This is a genomic window from Streptomyces yaizuensis (genome assembly GCF_034961445.1).
Classification (GTDB): Bacteria; Actinomycetota; Actinomycetes; order Streptomycetales; family Streptomycetaceae; genus Streptomyces; species Streptomyces yaizuensis.
This window is the reverse complement of the sequence record NZ_BSBI01000012.1, coordinates 102128-117611: the sequence shown is the minus strand read 5'-3', so window position 1 is coordinate 117611 and position 15484 is coordinate 102128. Positions and strand designations below refer to the sequence as shown.

Annotated in this window: 12 protein-coding genes; 5 read left to right on the top strand and 7 right to left on the bottom strand. The window is 74.0% G+C overall.

Annotated elements, in window-relative coordinates; translation table 11 throughout:
- Positions 1-307: 307 nt before the first annotated feature.
- The 4 genes from mgt to SYYSPA8_RS26380 are packed head-to-tail and all read right to left on the bottom strand — an operon-like array spanning position 308 to position 4707.
- Entirely contained in the window at positions 308-1549 is a 1242-nt protein-coding gene (gene mgt, locus SYYSPA8_RS26395) for a macrolide-inactivating glycosyltransferase (protein WP_407706092.1), read from the bottom strand.
- Between the two features lie 28 nt (positions 1550-1577).
- Positions 1578-2909, bottom strand: coding sequence for an ABC transporter substrate-binding protein (locus tag SYYSPA8_RS26390; protein WP_323449819.1), 1332 nt, complete (start codon positions 2907-2909; stop codon positions 1578-1580).
- Positions 2909-3742, bottom strand: coding sequence for a carbohydrate ABC transporter permease (locus SYYSPA8_RS26385; RefSeq protein WP_323450001.1), 834 nt, complete (start codon positions 3740-3742; stop codon positions 2909-2911). Before SYYSPA8_RS26385 ends, SYYSPA8_RS26390 begins: the two co-directional genes overlap by 1 nt.
- The gene (locus tag SYYSPA8_RS26380) at positions 3742-4707 is read right to left on the bottom strand and encodes a carbohydrate ABC transporter permease (protein WP_407706091.1); all 966 of its coding nucleotides are present in this window, start codon (positions 4705-4707) and stop codon (positions 3742-3744) included. Before SYYSPA8_RS26380 ends, SYYSPA8_RS26385 begins: the two co-directional genes overlap by 1 nt.
- A 224-nt stretch (positions 4708-4931) precedes the next feature.
- Here SYYSPA8_RS26380 and SYYSPA8_RS26375 point away from each other — a divergent pair, with 224 nt between their 5' ends.
- Both SYYSPA8_RS26375 and SYYSPA8_RS26370 read left to right on the top strand, forming a co-directional pair.
- Positions 4932-5783: a phosphotransferase enzyme family protein gene (locus tag SYYSPA8_RS26375; RefSeq protein ID WP_323449818.1), complete on the top strand. Its 852-nt coding sequence runs from the start codon at positions 4932-4934 to the stop codon at positions 5781-5783.
- Between the two features lie 138 nt (positions 5784-5921).
- Entirely contained in the window at positions 5922-6203 is a 282-nt protein-coding gene (locus tag SYYSPA8_RS26370; RefSeq protein ID WP_323449817.1) for a peptidylprolyl isomerase, read from the top strand.
- 406 nt (positions 6204-6609) lie between these two features.
- Here the strand turns inward: SYYSPA8_RS26370 and SYYSPA8_RS26365 are convergent, their stop codons facing one another.
- A complete protein-coding gene (locus SYYSPA8_RS26365; protein ID WP_323449816.1) occupies positions 6610-7332 on the bottom strand; it encodes a 3'-5' exonuclease in 723 nt (240 codons plus the stop codon).
- Between the two features lie 210 nt (positions 7333-7542).
- The gene (locus tag SYYSPA8_RS26360; RefSeq protein ID WP_323449815.1) at positions 7543-8775 is read right to left on the bottom strand and encodes an SAV2148 family HEPN domain-containing protein; all 1233 of its coding nucleotides are present in this window, start codon (positions 8773-8775) and stop codon (positions 7543-7545) included.
- Positions 8776-9089: 314 nt separating this feature from the next.
- On the opposite strand from SYYSPA8_RS26360, the gene glgX reads away from it, so the two are divergent.
- Positions 9090-11237, top strand: coding sequence for a glycogen debranching protein GlgX (gene glgX, locus SYYSPA8_RS26355; RefSeq protein WP_323449814.1), 2148 nt, complete (start codon positions 9090-9092; stop codon positions 11235-11237).
- A 72-nt stretch (positions 11238-11309) separates the two neighbouring features.
- Positions 11310-13646 carry a malto-oligosyltrehalose synthase gene (treY, locus tag SYYSPA8_RS26350; protein ID WP_323449813.1) on the top strand — a complete coding sequence of 779 codons (2337 nt, stop codon included), beginning with the start codon at positions 11310-11312 and terminating at the stop codon, positions 13644-13646.
- A gap of 60 nt (positions 13647-13706) precedes the next feature.
- On the opposite strand, the gene SYYSPA8_RS26345 is transcribed toward treY, so the two are convergent.
- Positions 13707-14273 carry a DUF1707 and FHA domain-containing protein gene (locus tag SYYSPA8_RS26345; protein ID WP_323449812.1) on the bottom strand — a complete coding sequence of 189 codons (567 nt, stop codon included), beginning with the start codon at positions 14271-14273 and terminating at the stop codon, positions 13707-13709.
- Positions 14274-14518: 245 nt separating this feature from the next.
- Between SYYSPA8_RS26345 and SYYSPA8_RS26340 the strand changes: the two genes are divergently transcribed.
- Complete coding sequence (locus SYYSPA8_RS26340; RefSeq protein ID WP_323449811.1) at positions 14519-15430, top strand: GNAT family N-acetyltransferase; 912 nt, start codon at positions 14519-14521, stop codon at positions 15428-15430.
- Positions 15431-15484: the final 54 nt, after the last annotated feature.

Sequence of the window (15484 nt, the reverse complement as noted above, 5' to 3'; positions counted from 1 at the left end):
GGGCGGCCCCGTGCCCCGTGGGGGGTGAGCACGGAGCCGCCCGCCCCGGGTGAGGGGAAGTCCCGGGGCTGACCCGAACTCTGCCCATCTGGCGTGCTCAGATCAAGCGCCCTGAGCAGGTGTGATTTTTGCAACAAGGTTTTATAATGAAAAATCGGCCATGGCCGTTCAGAACGGACTCGGCACCGGCCCGGCACCGTCAACCACCTTGTGGCGCACGGGTTTCAGCGCCATGACGGGCGGGTGAAGCGGGGGTTTCCGCTCCCGGGGCCGTGGAGCGCCGACGGCCCCGGGACCGGAGGGGGTGTCAGCGCACCGGCAGTTCGGCCTCGATCAGGTCCGCCGCCTGCCGGGTGCCGCCCTCCTCTCCCATCTGCCGGCTGATCCGGGCCAGCTCCCGGGCGACGGCCGGGTCGCCCACCAGGCCGAGCACCGCCTCCCGCAGCTCATCGGCGGTCGCCGTGGCGGAGTCCAGCCGTCGTGCGACGCCCAGCGCCGCCAGCATGTCCGCGTTGCCGAACTGGTCGACGGCCTGCGGGACGGCGACCATCGGGGTGGCGGTGGCCAGCCCCTCCTGGCTGCCGCCCGCACCCGCGTGGGTGATGAAGGCGTCGGCCTGGCGCAGGATGGACAGCTGCGAGACCCAGGGGTGGACCTCGACGCCGGCCGGGATCTCCCCCAGCTCGGCGGGGTCGACGTGCTTGCCGATCTGGAGCACCGTGTGCCACCCCGGCAGCCCGCCGAAGGCCTCCAGGCAGGCCCGGTAGAAGTCGGGCACCTTGGTGAACGAGGAGCCGAGCGACACCAGCAGCACCTTCTCGGCGTCCGCCGGGCGCTCCCAGTCGGGCTGTTCGGCCCGCTCGCCCTGGCAGGCGCCGACGAAGGTGAAGACATCGGTGTCCACGCGGTCGGCCTGCGGCTGGAGCGCCTTCGGGATCAGCACGACCCCGCGCCGGGGGCGGCCCACGAGATGGTCGGGCTCCACCTCGCCGAGCCCGTTCTCCGCGAGCCAGGCGCCGAAGCGCGCGTAGTACGCCTGCCCCCGCTCGGACTTCTTCAGCTCGTCGAACATCGGGGCGGCGACCTCCTCCTCGTACCCCTCCCAGGGGACGAGGTTGGGCCAGAGCGAGACGGCGGGCACCCCCCACCGGTGGGCGAGGACCGGGGCCGGGTAGGCGGTGATGTCGTGGATCACCAGATCCGGTTCGTCGCCCGCGAACGCGTCCACCAGCTGCGGCAGGACATGGACGGCGTCCCTGAGGAAGGGCTCCAGGTTGTCGATCAGCTCGGTGCCCCATGCGTCGGGGTCGTCCTCCGTCGGCAGGACGGACTCGTAGACGACGGGGGTCGCGCCGGTCGCGGCGACCTTGTCCGCGAAGGACGCGGGGATGGCGTAGCTGACCCGGTGTCCGCGCGCGACCAGCTCGCGCACGACCTCCAGGCTGGGGTTCACATGGCCGGGGGCGGCGATGGAGAACATGGCGATGTGGGCGGGGCGTCGTTCGATCATGCACTGAGCATAAACGAGACGAGACGTCTCGTGCAACATAAATTTTCCCGGGCTCCCCCGGCGGCGCTCAGCGCTGATAGCGGGCGAGCACCAGATTCCCGTCCTCGACCAGCCGTTCGGCCAGCTCCTCCCGGTCGATCGCGCCGCTGTAGTACTCCTGGTACGCGGGGGTCGCCACCTTGTCCTTCCACTCCGGGTACCCCCGCACCGCCGGGGCCGGTGCGGCCCGCAGCTCCCGGGCGAGCGCCGCGCCGACGGCCCAGCCGTCCCGGTCCGTGCGGAGCGCCGGGTCCGCGAGGGCCGCCCGCCCGGTCGGGAGCATCCAGTCCCCCCGGGCCAGCCGCACCATGTTCGGCGGCCGCAGCAGGAACTCGATGAAACGCGCGGCCTCCTTCTTGTACGGGGTGTCCTGGGCGATCGACAGCGTCTGCGGGCTCACCCCCTGCACCGGCCCTCCGGGCCCGGCGGGCGCGGGCAGCACCGTCCACGCGAAGCCCTCGGGGGCCTGCTGCGCGATCTGCTGGCGGTAGGCGAAGCCGAGCGGCACCATCGCGTACCGGCCGCCGAAGAAGCCGGGCAGGGTGTCCGAGCCCCCGGTGCCGGCGGTGTCGGGGGCCGCGGTCCGGTCGGTGTTGACCTGGTGGTGGATGGTGTCGGGCACCACCGCGTCCCCGTCGGTGAAGCGGATCCGCGCCTTGCCGCCGGAGTCCCGCACGAAGAGCCGGCCGCCGGCGGAGAGCCCGAGATTGAGGGTGACGGAGACCGGCTCCCGCAGCGGCCAGGCGACGGCGTACCGGCCCCGGCCCATGTACGCGGTCAGCTCCCTGGCCACCGCGCGGAACTCGGGCCAGCTCCAGGGCCGCTCGGGGGTGGGGATCCGTACCCCGGACCCCTCGATCAGCCGGCGGTTGGCGATGAGGACCCGGGGCTCCTGGAGGAAGGGCACTCCGTACACACCGCCGTCGCCGCCGAAGGTGGTCGTCTCCCAGCTCGCGGCGGGGATGTCGGCGGTGAGCCGCGCGGAGAGCAGCGGGCGCAGATCGGCGAGCCGGCCGCCGTACGCGAAGTCGGCGAGGTCGTCGGCGGCGTCGTGGATGATGTCCGGTGCCTCGCCGCCCTCGAAGGAGGTCAGCAGCTGGTCGTGGACGCTGTCCCAGGAGCCCTGGACATAGCGGACCCGCACGGCCGGGTTGCGGGCGTTCCACTCCCGTACCAGCTCCTTGGTGGCCGCGACGGACTCCTTCTGCCAGGCCAGCGAGTGGAAGCGCAGTTCGATGGTGCCGTCGGCGCGGCGGTGCCGGTCGCCGTCGCCGGCGCAGCCGGTGAGCAGCAGGGCGAGCCCGGTGGCGGCCGCCGCGAGCCGTTCGACGGCGGTACGCCGGGCCAGGGCCGCGCCCATCAGCCGCGCACCGCCCCGGCCGCGACGCCGCTCGTGATCCGCCGCTGGATCACGGCGAAGACGAGCAGGGAGGGAAGGGTCGCCAGGAGGGCCGCGGCGGCGAGCGGGCCGAGGTCGGCGACGCCCTCGGCGCCGATGAAGCGGGTGAGGACCACCGGCAGGGTCTGGTGCTCGGGGGACTTCAGCAGCACCAGGGCGAAGAAGAACTCGTTCCAGGCGGTGATGAAGGCGAAGAGGGCGGTGGCGGCGAGCCCGGGGGCGAGCAGCGGGACGACGACGGAGACGAGGGTGCGCACCCGGCCCGCGCCGTCGACGGCGGCGGCCTCCTCCAGCTCGCGGGGGACGGCGCGGACATGGCCGGTGAGCATCCACAGGGCGAAGGGCAGCGACCAGACGACGTAGACGAGGACCAGCCCGGTCAGGGTGTCGACCAGCCGCAGGTTCCGCAGCACCAGGAAGAGCGGGATGATCACGAGGACGAAGGGGAAGGCCTGGCTGACGACCACCCAGCCGGTGGCGGCGGCGGTGAGCCGGGTGCGCCGCCGGGCCAGGACGTAGGCCATCGGGGTGGCGACGGCCACGCAGATCAGGGCGGCGCAGACGGCGACGAGGAGGCTGTTGCCCGCAGCCCGCAGCAGGGGCTGCTCCTCGAACGCCTGGCGGACGTTGGCGAGGGTGGGGTCCGCGGGGATCCAGGCGGGGTGGAGCGAGGCCAGTTCGCGGGCGGGTTTGACGGCGGTGGAGAGCAGCCAGACGAAGGGGAAGCCGAGGAGGACGAGATAGCAGGCGAGGGCGAGGTACTGTCCGGTCCGGGCGGCCCGGCTGGTGCGGATCACTTCTCGTCGCCTCCTGTGAGCCGTCCGACAAGGAAGACGGCGAGCAGCACCGCGACCACGGCGACGAGGACGCAGCTCATGGCGGCCGCGTAGCCGAACTGGCCGTAGCGGAAGGCCTCCTCGTAGGCGAAGAGGGCCGGGAGGCGGGTGCGGCCGCCGGGGCCGCCGCCGGTGAGCACGTACACCAGGGCGAAGGCGTTGAGGTTCCAGATGACGTTGAGCGCGGTGATGGAAAGGGCGACGGGCCGCAGCGCGGGCCAGGTGACGGTGGTGAACCGGCGCCAGGCGCCGGCGCCGTCGAGGGCGGCGGCCTCGTGGAGTTCGCGCGGGGTGTTCTGGAGTCCGGCGAGGAGGGCGACGGCGGTCACCGGCAGCCCGGCCCAGATCCCGACGGCGACGACGGCGGGCAGGGCGGTGTCGAGGCCGGTCAGCCAGGCCTGGCCGGAGCCGAGGCCGAGGTCGCGCAGGGTCTCGTTGAGGATGCCCGCGTCGGGGTGGTAGACGAGCCGCCACATGACGCCGACGACCACCTCGGGCATGGCCCACGGGATGATCACGAGGGCGCGGGCCAGCCAGCGCAGCCTCAGCTCCTGGTCGAGCAGGAGGGCGAGCCCGAGGGCGAGGGCGAACTGGGGGACGGTGACCCCGACGGCCCACACCAGGCCGATGCCGAAGGACTCCAGGAAGAGGGTGTCGCGGGCGAGGTCGCGGAAGTTGAGGAAGCCGATCCACCGGGTGGGGTCGGTGCGCCCGGCCTGCGAGTCGGTGAAGGCGAGGGAGATCCCGTAGAGGAGGGGCGCGACGCTGAGCAGGAGGATCGGGAGCAGCGCGGGCAGGACCAGGAACCAGGCGCCGTGGTCGAGCACGCGGGGGCGGGCGTGGCGCCCGGGGCGCTGCCGCGGTAAGGAGCGCCGGGCGGTGCGGGGCGGAGGGGGCTGGGGGGCCGGAGCGGTCGATGTCACGATGTCGACTCCTTGCCGAGGGGCCGATTTCCGCCGGTCCGGCAGTCATGAGGCACGGTCCATGAGGCACGGTCATCGTGCTGACGGGGGGGTCGGCCCGTCAAGGCGCGTTGGTCCGGATGGCAGACTTTGGCGTGTTCGGGCCGGTCGCCGGGGAAACATGCGGCGCGGCGGTCCGTGACGACCGTACGAGGCAGGACCGACACCGGCGGGAGAGCAGGGCGATGGACGAGGCACGCGCGCGGGAGGTGCTGGCCGCCGCGGGGGAGCCCGCCGATGCCCCGCTGCTGGCGCTCGGGGAGAACGCGGTCTTCGCGGTGGGCGACACCGTCGTCAAGGTGGGGCGCTCGGCGGAGCTGCTGGAGCGGGCCGGGCGGGAGGTCGCCGTGGGGCTGTGGCTGGCGGCGGCGGGCGTCCCGGCGGTGCGGCCCGCCGAGCCGGTGGCCCGGCTGGTCGACGGTCATCCGGTGACCCGCTGGCAGCGGCTGCCGGACGCGGTCCGCCCGGCCCGGCCGGCGGATCTGGCGGAGCTGCTGCGGCTGGTGCACGCGCTGGGCGCGGCACCCGTGGAGCTGCCGCCGCGTGAGCTGCTGGGCGGGGTGGAGCGCTGGCTGCGGCTGGCGGGCGACGCGATCGACCCGGCGGACGCCGCCTATCTGCGGGCCCGCCGGGACGGCTTCGCCGAGGCCGCCGCCGCGCTCACCCCGCGTCTGGTGCCGGGGCCCATCCACGGCGACGCGCTCACCCGCAATGTCCATGTGGGTCCGGACGGGCCGGTCCTGGTGGACCTGGAGACCTTCTCGGCGGATCTGCGCGAGCACGACCTCGTGGTCCTGGCGCTGGCCCGGGACCGGTACGGGCTGCCGCCCGGGGAGTACGACGACTTCACCCGGGTGTACGGGTGGGACGTGCGGGACTGGGACGGCTGCGCGGTGCTGCGGGGCGCCCGGGAGACCGCGAGCTGTGCGTGGGTGGCCCAGCACGCCCCGGCGAACCCGCGCGCCCGCGAGGAGTTCGCCCGCCGGGTGGCGTCCCTGCGGGAGAACCGGCCCGAGGTGCGCTGGCACCCCTTCTGACCGGGCCGCCGGATCACCCGGGGCCTCGGGGCCTCGGGGCATACCGCCCCGGGCCCGGCGGCGTCGGAGGCCCGCGGAGGCGCTCGGTAGCATGCCGGGTAGCTCATTTCATGATCAGGCCACTCGAAGGGAACTGCCATGGCCAGGGCCACTGCCCGCCACATCCTGGTGAAGACGGAATCCGAGGCGTTGCGGCTGAAGGAGCAGATCGCGGGCGGAGCGGACTTCGCCCAGCTCGCCAGGCAGCACTCCACGTGCCCCTCCTCCCGCGACGGGGGCAACCTCGGCTCGTTCGGACCCGGTCAGATGGTCCCCGAGTTCGACGCGGTGGTCTTCAGCGCGCCGGTCAACGAGGTTCAGGGCCCGGTGAAGACCCAGTTCGGGATGCACCTCGTCGAGGTCACGAGCCGACAGGACTGAGGCACGCGCTTCCGGACCCCGCCTCGCCGCCGGCCGCACCCGGCCGGCGGCTAGGCCGTCTCTTACGGATCTTGCTGGGGCTCGCGTGCCCTGGCACCGCGCCTCGCCGCGTTGTCGTCAGTCGCCGATGCTCCGCATGGACTCCCTCCTCCGCCTTGCGATCCACGGCACCAGACCCCGCTCCCTGACCCAGCCTGATCCGTAAGAAACGACCTAGGCGGGGTCCGGCCCGGCGGGCCTGCGCTCGCGGGAAACCGCGTACCCGGGTACGGCGGACGGCCTGCCGGTACCGGCGCGCGGACGGCCTCCGGCACGGCGTCGGTATACGTCTGGGGGCCTCGTCGCCGACGGCGCCGGAGCGGCCGGCCCGGCCCATCGCCCCTGGACCCGGGCCGTGGGCCGTGGGTCAGACGCCCGCCGCCGCCTGCTCCCGCAGCGGCCACTCGGCGTCCACCACCGCGTCCGCGTTCCCCTTGCGGCGCAGGAACGCCTGGAAGTCGGCCGCCCATTCGGCGTACCAGCGGATCTGGCGCTCGTGCAGCCGCTCGGGGTCCAGGGCCGCGACGGAGGGGTGGCGCAGCGCGAGCGCGCGGGCGACGCGGACCGCCGCCACCGCGTCCGCCGTGGCGTCGTGGGCGGCGTCCAGCTCCACCCCGTACTCCGCGCACACGGCCTCCAGATTCCGCTTGCCCTTGCGGTAGCGGTCGACGGCCCGGTCGATGGTGTACGGGTCGATCACGGGGCCGGTGGCGGCGCCCCCCAGCCGCCGGGCCAGCGACGGCAGCTCGTGGCGCCGCAGCTCAGCCGCGAGCAGCGACAGGTCGAACGCGGCGTTGTACGCGACGACGGGGACCCCCCGGGACCAGTGGCCGCACAGCTCGTCGGCGATCTCGTCGGCGACCTCCCGCGCGGGCCGGCCCTCGGCCCTGGCCCGCTCGCTGCTGATGCCGTGGATCGCCGAGGCCTGCTCGGGGATGCGGATCCCCGGGTCCGCGAGCCAGGTCCGCCGATGCTCCGGCTGTCCGAGCCGCACCTCGACCACGGCGGCGGTGACGATCCGTGCCTCCCGCGGGTCGGTGCCCGTCGTCTCCAGGTCGAAGCCGACCAGCGGTTCCCCGTGCCAAGCCATCGTGGAGCCCTCCTCCGTGGTGCGTCTGTGGTGCTTTCCCCCATCGGACACTCACCCTCCCATGCGCCACTGACACCCTGACCGGAGCACCCCCACAACCGGCCGGACGGCCGGGGAAGGTCCGGGGCGACAGCCGGGGAAGGACCAGGGGTCGGCCGGGGAAGGGTCAGGGGCCGGCCAGGACAGGGTCAGGGGCCGGCCAGGACAGGGTCAGGAGACCGGCCGGGAGTCGGCCCACTCCGATTCGAATTCCTCCCGGTAGGTCTGGAAGAGCCCGTGCTCGGCGTCGCCGCCCGCGCGGACCACCGGACGGCCGCCGCCGCGCAGCACCAGCACCGGCGCCTCCATCCCGCGGGCCCGGCGCAGATAGCTCTGCACGACCGCCAGTCCGTCGGCGCCGTCGCCGTCGACGAGGTACGCGGTGAAGCGGGGCGTCTCGTCGAAGACATGGATCTCGAAGGCGCCGGGGTCCCGCAGCCGGGCCCGTACCCGGCGCATGTGGAGGATGTTCATCTCCACCGTGCGGCTCAGCTCCCCCTTGCGGATGCCCAGCTCGCGTTCGCGCCGCTTGACGGCGCTGCTGGCGGGGTTGAGGAAGAGCAGCCGGACCCGGCAGCCCGACCCGGCCAGGTGGACCAGGCGGCGGCCGGAGAAGTTCTGCACCAGCAGATTGAGGCCTATGCCGATGGCGTCGAGGCGGCGGGCGCCGCCGAAGAGGTCCTCGGCGGGCAGCTGGCGCTGGAGCCTGACCCGGTCGGGGTGGACGGAGACGACGTCCGCGTACCGGTCCCCCACCAGGTCCTCGACGGCGTCGACGGGCAGCCGGTCGGCGGAGGGCACCCCGGCCCCGCCGCCGGACAGGATCGCGATGAGCCGCCCGGAGGCCCGCTCGGCCTGGGCGAGGACGGCCTCGTTCAGCGCCCGGTTGCGGGAGACCACATTGCGGGCGACCTCCAGTTCGTCCAGGGCCAGCTCGACATCGCGCCGGTCGTCGAAGTACGGCTCGAAGCACGGCCAGTGCTGCACCATCAGCTCGCGCAGCTGGGGCAGGGTGAGGAAGGAGAGGACGTTGTCGTCGGCGGGGTCGAGCAGATACCCCTTGCGCCGGGAGACCTCCCGGACCGCGACCGCCCGCTGCACCCACTCCTGGCCCGCGGGCCCGGCGGCGGCCACCACCCAGTCGTCGCCGTGGACCGGCTCGTAGACGGGCCGCACCACCGCCGCCACCACCGCGCGCAGCCGCTGTTCGACCAGATTGAGCCAGATGTAGGCCCGTCCGGCGCGCTGGGCCCGGGTGCGCACCTCGCTCCAGGCGTCCGCGTCCCAGTCGAGTTCCGCCCCGATCTCCATCGGCCGGGCGAGGGAGACCGCGCCGGGTGGAGCGTCGGCGGAGTCCCCGTCGTGACCCGTGTCACCGGGGGGCAGTTCCAGCCCTCCGCTCACCCGCGCACCGCCTTCCCGTCCCCCACCCAACGATCAAGGAAGACTACTCCGCGCACGGGAGCCGACGCAGCAGGATCGGCCGGGTCGTGGCCCAACTCCCGCCGGGCCCGGGCAGGTTCCTCCTGGCGGGGTCGCCGGGAGTGAGCTGATTCATAACGGCGGGAGGGGAGGGCCGCCGGAGTGGGACGGGGGCCGCTCCCGGTTGACCGGGTCACCCTCCCGGCAAAATGCCGGATCAATGTACTTTCATCCCGATTGAAACCCTGTATACCGTTGTTTCCGGTACATCCGGGTCGACAGGGAGAGGTTCCCCCATGCAGGTCTGGCCGGGACGGGCCTACCCCCTCGGGGCCACCTACGACGGCGCGGGCACCAACTTCGCGGTGTACTCGGAGGCGGCCCGCCGGATCGAGCTGTGCCTGCTGCACGACGACGGCTCCGAGACCCCGGTGGAGCTGCGGGAGACCGACGCCTTCGTCCGGCACGCCTATCTGCCGGGGGTGATGCCGGGCCAGCGGTACGGCTTCCGGGTCCATGGCCCCTACGCTCCCGAACGGGGGCACCGCTGCAACTCCGCCAAACTGCTCCTCGACCCGTACGCCCGTGCGATGAGCGGCGCCGTCACCTGGGACGAGTCGGTGTACGGCTATCACTTCGGCCGCCCGGACTCCCGGAGCGACCTGGACTCAGCCCCGCACACGATGGCCTCCGTGGTGGTCAATCCGTACTTCGACTGGGGCGACGACCGCGCCCCCCGGACGGAGTACCACCGTACGGTCATCTACGAGGCCCATGTGAAGGGCCTGACGATGCTCCATCCGGCGCTGCCCCCCGAGCTGCGCGGGACCTACGCGGCGCTCGCCCACCCGGCGGTGCTCTCCCACCTCACCGAGCTGGGCGTCACCGCCCTCGAACTGATGCCGGTGCACCAGTTCGTCCACGACCACCGGCTGGTGGACGCGGGCCTCGCCAACTACTGGGGCTACAACACCATCGGCTTCTTCGCCCCGCACAACGCCTACGCCTCCTGGGGCGAGCGCGGCGGGCAGGTGCTGGAGTTCAAGCACGCCGTACGGGCGCTGCACCAGGCCGGCATCGAGGTCATCCTCGACGTCGTCTACAACCACACCGCCGAGGGCAGCCATCTCGGCCCCACCCTCTCCTTCCGGGGCCTGGACAACGCCTCCTACTACCGGCTGGCCGAGAACCGGCGCCACTACACGGACACCACCGGAACCGGGAACTCCCTGCGGATGAACAGCCCGCAGGTGCTCCAGCTGGTGATGGACTCGCTGCGCTACTGGGTCACCGAGATGCGGGTGGACGGCTTCCGCTTCGATCTGGCGGCCACCCTGGCCCGGCAGTTCCACGAGGTGGACCGGCTCTCCTCCTTCTTCGACCTGGTGCAGCAGGACCCGGTGGTCAGCCAGGTGAAGCTGATCGCGGAGCCCTGGGACCTGGGCGAGGGCGGCTATCAGGTCGGCAACTTCCCGCCGCTGTGGACCGAGTGGAACGGCAAATACCGCGACACCGTACGGGACCTGTGGCGCGGGGCGCCGCGCGCGCTCCCGGAGTTCGCCTCCCGGCTCACCGGCTCCTCCGACCTCTACCAGGACGACGGCCGCCGGCCGCTCGCCTCCATCAACTTCGTCACCTGCCACGACGGCTTCACCCTGCGCGATCTGGTGTCGTACGACGAGAAGCACAACGCCGCCAACGGCGAGGGCGGGCGCGACGGCGAGGACCACAACCGCTCCTGGAACTGCGGGGCGGAGGGCGAGAGCGACGACCCGGAGGTGCTGGCGCTGCGGGCCCGCCAGGTCCGGAACCTGATCGCGACCCTGCTGCTCTCCCAGGGGGTGCCGATGCTCGGCCACGGCGACGAGTTCGGCCGCACCCAGGGCGGCAACAACAACGCGTACTGCCAGGACAACGAGGTCTCCTGGGTGCGCTGGCCGGAGCCGGCCGAGAAGGGCCCCGAGTCGCTGCTGGAGTTCGTCCGGGCGATGGTCTGGCTCCGCCGCGACCACCCGGTCTTCCGGCGGCGGCGGTTCTTCCAGGGCCGCCCGGTGGCCACGGGCGACGGCACGGGCGGCGGGGACGGCGGGGACGGGGACGGGCTGATGGACATCGCCTGGTTCACCCCCCAGGGCGACGCGATGACCCAGCGGGACTGGCAGTCCGCGCGCGCCGGGGCGCTCTCCGTCTTCCTGAACGGGGCCGCCATCTCGGAGCCGGGCCCGCACGGCGAGCGGATCACGGACGACTCCTTCCTGCTGATGTTCAACGCCGACGCGGACGACCTGGACTTCGTGGTCCCCGAGGGGCTCGGGGCGCGCTGGCGGACCGTGGTGGACACCGCCCGCCCGGTGGCCGTGCCCCCCGGCGGCGGACCGGAGGCCACGGCGGGCGAGAAGGTCCCGCTGACCGGCCGGAGCCTGGTGGTGCTGCGCCGCCGCTGACCGGGGCCGCCTCCCGTACCCGAACACCACGGGGATGTCAGGGAGCGGCACCCAGCGGGTACATACGCGGGCATGCACCCCACCGCCACCTACCGGCTCCAGCTCCAGCCCGCGTTCGACTTCGCCGCGGCGACGGCCGCCGTCCCCTACATCGCCTCCCTCGGCGTCTCCCATCTGCACCTCTCCCCCGTCCTGGAGGCCACTCCCGGCTCCCGCCACGGCTACGACGTCACCGACCCCACCCGCGTCCGCCGCGAGCTGGGCGGCGAGGAGGGGCTGCGGGAGCTGTCCCGCACCGCGCGCGCCCACGGCCTGGGGCTCGTCCTCGACATCGTGCCCAACCACATGTCCGCGCTGCCCCAGGACAACGCGGCCCTCCGGGACGTCCTGCGCTCGGGCCCCTCCTCGCCGTACGCCCGCTGGTTCGACATCGACTGGGAGGCGGGCGGCGGACGGGTGCTGCTGCCCCTGCTGGACGGGCCCATGGGCGCGGAGCGGCTGGCCGCGCTGCGCGTCGAGGGCACCGAGCTGCGCTACGGGGAGGTACGGCTGCCGCTGCGCGAGTCCACCGCGTCGCTGCCGCTGCCGGAGCTGCTGGACGCCCAGTGGTACCGGCTCGGCTGGTGGCGTCTTGGCCGCACCGAGCTGGCGTACCGGCGGTTCTTCACCGTCCTCGGGCTGATCGGGGTCCGCGTGGAGGACCCGGAGGTCTTCGACGCCACCCACGCCAAGGTGATCGAGCTGGTCCGGGACGGTGTCGTCGCGGGGCTGCGCGTGGACCACCCCGACGGGCTCGCCGACCCGGAGGCGTATCTGCGCCGGCTCGACGCGGCGGTGGGCGGCGCCTGCTGGACGGTGGTCGAGAAGATCCTCACCGGGGACGAGCGGCTGCCGCCCGCGTGGCCGGTCGCGGGGACCACCGGCTACGACACCCTGCGGCGGATCGACGGCCTGTTCACCGACCCGGAGGGGCTGGCCGAGCTGACCCGCCGCTACCGCGCCTTCACCCAGGCCGCCGGGGACCGGGGCGGCTTCTGGGAGCCGACGGTGCGCAGGGCCGCGTACCGCTTCGTCCACCACGACCTGGCCGCCGAGGTCAATGCCCTGGTGCGGCTCGCCGAACGGGTCTGCGCCGACGATCTCGCCCTGCGCGACCACGCGCCCTGGGCGCTCGCGGTCGCGATCCGGGAGCTGCTGGTGCGGGTGCCGGTCTACCGCCCCTACCCGTCCGGCGGCGAGGACGTGCTCACCATCGCGGCGGCGGCGGGCGCGAAGGCCGCGTTCTCCGTCGCGCAGGAGGCGGGCGCGGTCGACGTCGTACGGGATCTGGCGCTGGGCCGGCTGGGCACGAGCCCGTCCCGGGACGCCTTCCGGGCCCGGTTCGCGCAGACGGCCGCCGCCCTGCGCGCCAAGTCCGTCGAGGACACGGCCGGCTACCGGTACGCGCCGCTGCTGTCGGCGTCCGAGGTCGGCGGCGACCCGGGGGCACCCGCCGTCGACCCGGACGCCTTCCACGCCCACGAGGAGCGGCTCGCCCGCGACTGGCCCACCACCGGCACCGTGCTCACCACCCACGACACCAAGCGGAGCGCGGACGTACGGGCCAGGATCGCGGTGCTGTCGCAGTGCCCGGAGCGCTGGTCGGCGTTCCTGGCGGAGGTCACCGCGGCGCAGGCCCCCGATGCCGCGGCCCCGGACCCCCATCTGGCGTGGGTGGCCTGGCAGACCGCCCTCGGCTTCGGCCTCCCCGACGCGGAGCGGCTGCCGGCCGCGCTCCTCAAGGGCGTACGGGAGGCCGCGCTGCACACCGGCTGGAGCGAGCCGGACCCGGCGTACGAGGCGGCCGTCGCCCGCTTCGTGGCCGCCGGGCCCCTCGGCCCGCCGCTGCACACCCTGCGCGACCTGGCCCGGGAGCTGGCCCCCCACAGCCGGGCGGGCGCCCTGGGGGCGGCCCTGCTCCACCTGACGGCGGTGGGCGTACCGGACCTCTACCAGGGCAGCGAGCGGGAGTACGCGGCCCTGGTCGACCCCGACAACCGGGCGCCGTTCCGGCAGCCCGAGCCGGACGAGCGGACCGTGCTCGTCCGGGCGGCGCTGCGGCTGCGGCGGGAGCGGCCCGGGGTGTTCGGCGCGTCGGGGACCTATGCGCCGCTGCGGGCGGCCGGGGCCGCCGCCGCGCACTGTGTGGCCTTCTGCCGTACGGGGGATGTGGTCACGGCGGTCACCCGGCTGTCGCTGCGGCTGGAGCGGGCGGGCGGCTGGGCGGACACGGCGCTGGAGCTGCCGCCGGGCCGGTGGGCGGACCGGCTCGCGGAGCGGGAGCGGTGGTGGGACGGCGGCGGCCCGGTGGAGCTGCGGGAGCTGTTCGCCGACCGGCCGGTGGCGCTGCTCGCCCGGATCCCCGCATGAGCGGCCCGTACGCGGAAGGCTCCCCGCGGGTCCGGAGCCGTACGGGTGCGGTGCCGGTGCTCAGTCCGTGGTGAGGCGGAACCCCACCCGGCCGAAGCTGACCATGTCCCCGTCGCGGACCACGATCGCCCCCACGACCCGCCGCCCGTTGACCATGGTCCCGTTGGTCGACCCCAGGTCCCGCAGCACCCACGTGCCATGACGCCGGGTCAGCTCCGCGTGCCGGCGCGAGACGGTGTCGTGGTTCAGCCGCAGCCCGTTGCCCGGGTCCCGCCCTATGCCCAGCGGGCCGGGGCCCGGCTCCGGCAGCAGCAGCGGCGGCAGCTTCTGCGCGTACCACGCACGGCGCATCCGCTCCCAGAACGCGGACACCTCGCCCACCGCGCCGACCAGCCGGCCGCGCACCCCCGGGCCGTCCTCCGGTGCCAGATCGGCGGTCAGCACCGCGAGTTCGTCGGCGCTGCGGGCGGCGAGCGCCAGCTCCAGCCGGCGCAGAAAGGTGTCGTGGGAGAGCCTGCCCTCCGCGGCGCCCTCGCTGAGCAGACCGACGACCCGGTCCCGTTCGGCGTCGGCGACCCTGACCTGAACCGGAGCGGAGTGCGTGGGGAACTCGAACGACGACGTCACCCGTCGATTGTCGGTCCGGAGCGCGCCCGGTGTCCAGAAACGGGGACGGCCCGCGCGAGGCCCCGGAAAAACACGCTGGACTCCGCCGCACCGTCCGGGTTAGCGTGATCACGACGCCAGAGGACGTACGGAGAGGAGGCGAGTGCCGTGTACACCACACGTTTTCCGCGCTCCCGCCCTGCCCGTCCGGCGTTCGCAGTCTGACCGGGAGCGCTCTCACCGCATCTCTTCCGGAGGACTCTCCCATGACCTCTCTGGTCATCCGCGCGCTCGACGCGAGCGACGCATCCCTCGTCGACACCCTGCCCGACCCGCTCGGCACCGGCCGCACGCTGGCGCATGTCACCTACCGCCCCGAATGGCAGCGGGTCGCCCTGCGCGACGGCGTGGTCGTGGCCCGTGGCTCCTGGTGGGGCGGCCCCGACGACACCACCCCCCGCAACATCAACCGGCTCGACATCGCCGACGGTGAGGAGGAGGCGGGCGTCGAGCTGCTGCGCACCGCCCCCTACCGGGTCGCCTACCAGCTGATCCTGCCCCGCGACTGGCGCGAGGACCCGGTGGCCCGGGCCGCGGCCGAGGCCCGGCTGCGGATCGCGAAGGCCGCCGGGATGAGCGTCCTGGTGGAGCGCTACCAGTACCGCTGGACCCCCGACTGCGGGCTCCCCGAGCGGCCCGGACGGCTCGTGTTCCGGCCCGAGCCCGACGACGCCGTCATCTTCGACGTGCTGCGCCGGGTGCACTCGGCCACTCTCGACGCGCACGCCCTGCGCGACATCGCCCGGGGCGGCCTCGACCTCGCCGCCCAGGAGGAACTGGACTTCTTCCGCTGGTGCCCCTCGCCGCGCGCGTGGTGGCAGCTGGCGTACACCCCCGGCGGGGAGCTGGTCGGGCTGCACATCCCGGCGCACACCCCCTCCGGGCCGTGCATCGGCTTCATCGGCGTCGTCCCCGAGCAGCGCGGCCACGGCTACGCCTACGATCTGCTCGCCGAGTGCACCCACCTGCTGGCCGCCGAGGGCGCCGAGTTCATCGCGGGCGCCACCGACCGGACCAACATCCCGATGGCCCGGCACTTCGCCCGCGCCGGACACCCGGTCTCCGACGAGCGGACCATCCTGGTGTACGAGGAGGAATCGGCCGCGGCCGAATCCTGACGCGTTGTCCCCGGCCGGGGGGTGTCCGTAGGCTCCGGACACCCCCCCCCGGCC

Excerpts from the sequence above, each read along its gene's own strand:
- SYYSPA8_RS26365 (WP_323449816.1), bottom strand. The coding sequence starts at position 7,332 with ATGGCTTGGCACGGGGAACCGCTGGTCGGCTTCGACCTGGAGACGACG.
- SYYSPA8_RS26340 (WP_323449811.1), top strand. The coding sequence starts at position 14,519 with ATGACCTCTCTGGTCATCCGCGCGCTCGACGCGAGCGACGCATCCCTC.
- glgX (WP_323449814.1), top strand. The coding sequence starts at position 9,090 with ATGCAGGTCTGGCCGGGACGGGCCTACCCCCTCGGGGCCACCTACGAC.
- SYYSPA8_RS26370 (WP_323449817.1), top strand. The coding sequence starts at position 5,922 with ATGGCCAGGGCCACTGCCCGCCACATCCTGGTGAAGACGGAATCCGAG.
- treY (WP_323449813.1), top strand. The coding sequence starts at position 11,310 with ATGCACCCCACCGCCACCTACCGGCTCCAGCTCCAGCCCGCGTTCGAC.
- mgt (WP_407706092.1), bottom strand. The coding sequence starts at position 1,549 with ATGTTGCACGAGACGTCTCGTCTCGTTTATGCTCAGTGCATGATCGAA.
- SYYSPA8_RS26375 (WP_323449818.1), top strand. The coding sequence starts at position 4,932 with ATGGACGAGGCACGCGCGCGGGAGGTGCTGGCCGCCGCGGGGGAGCCC.
- SYYSPA8_RS26390 (WP_323449819.1), bottom strand. The coding sequence starts at position 2,909 with ATGGGCGCGGCCCTGGCCCGGCGTACCGCCGTCGAACGGCTCGCGGCG.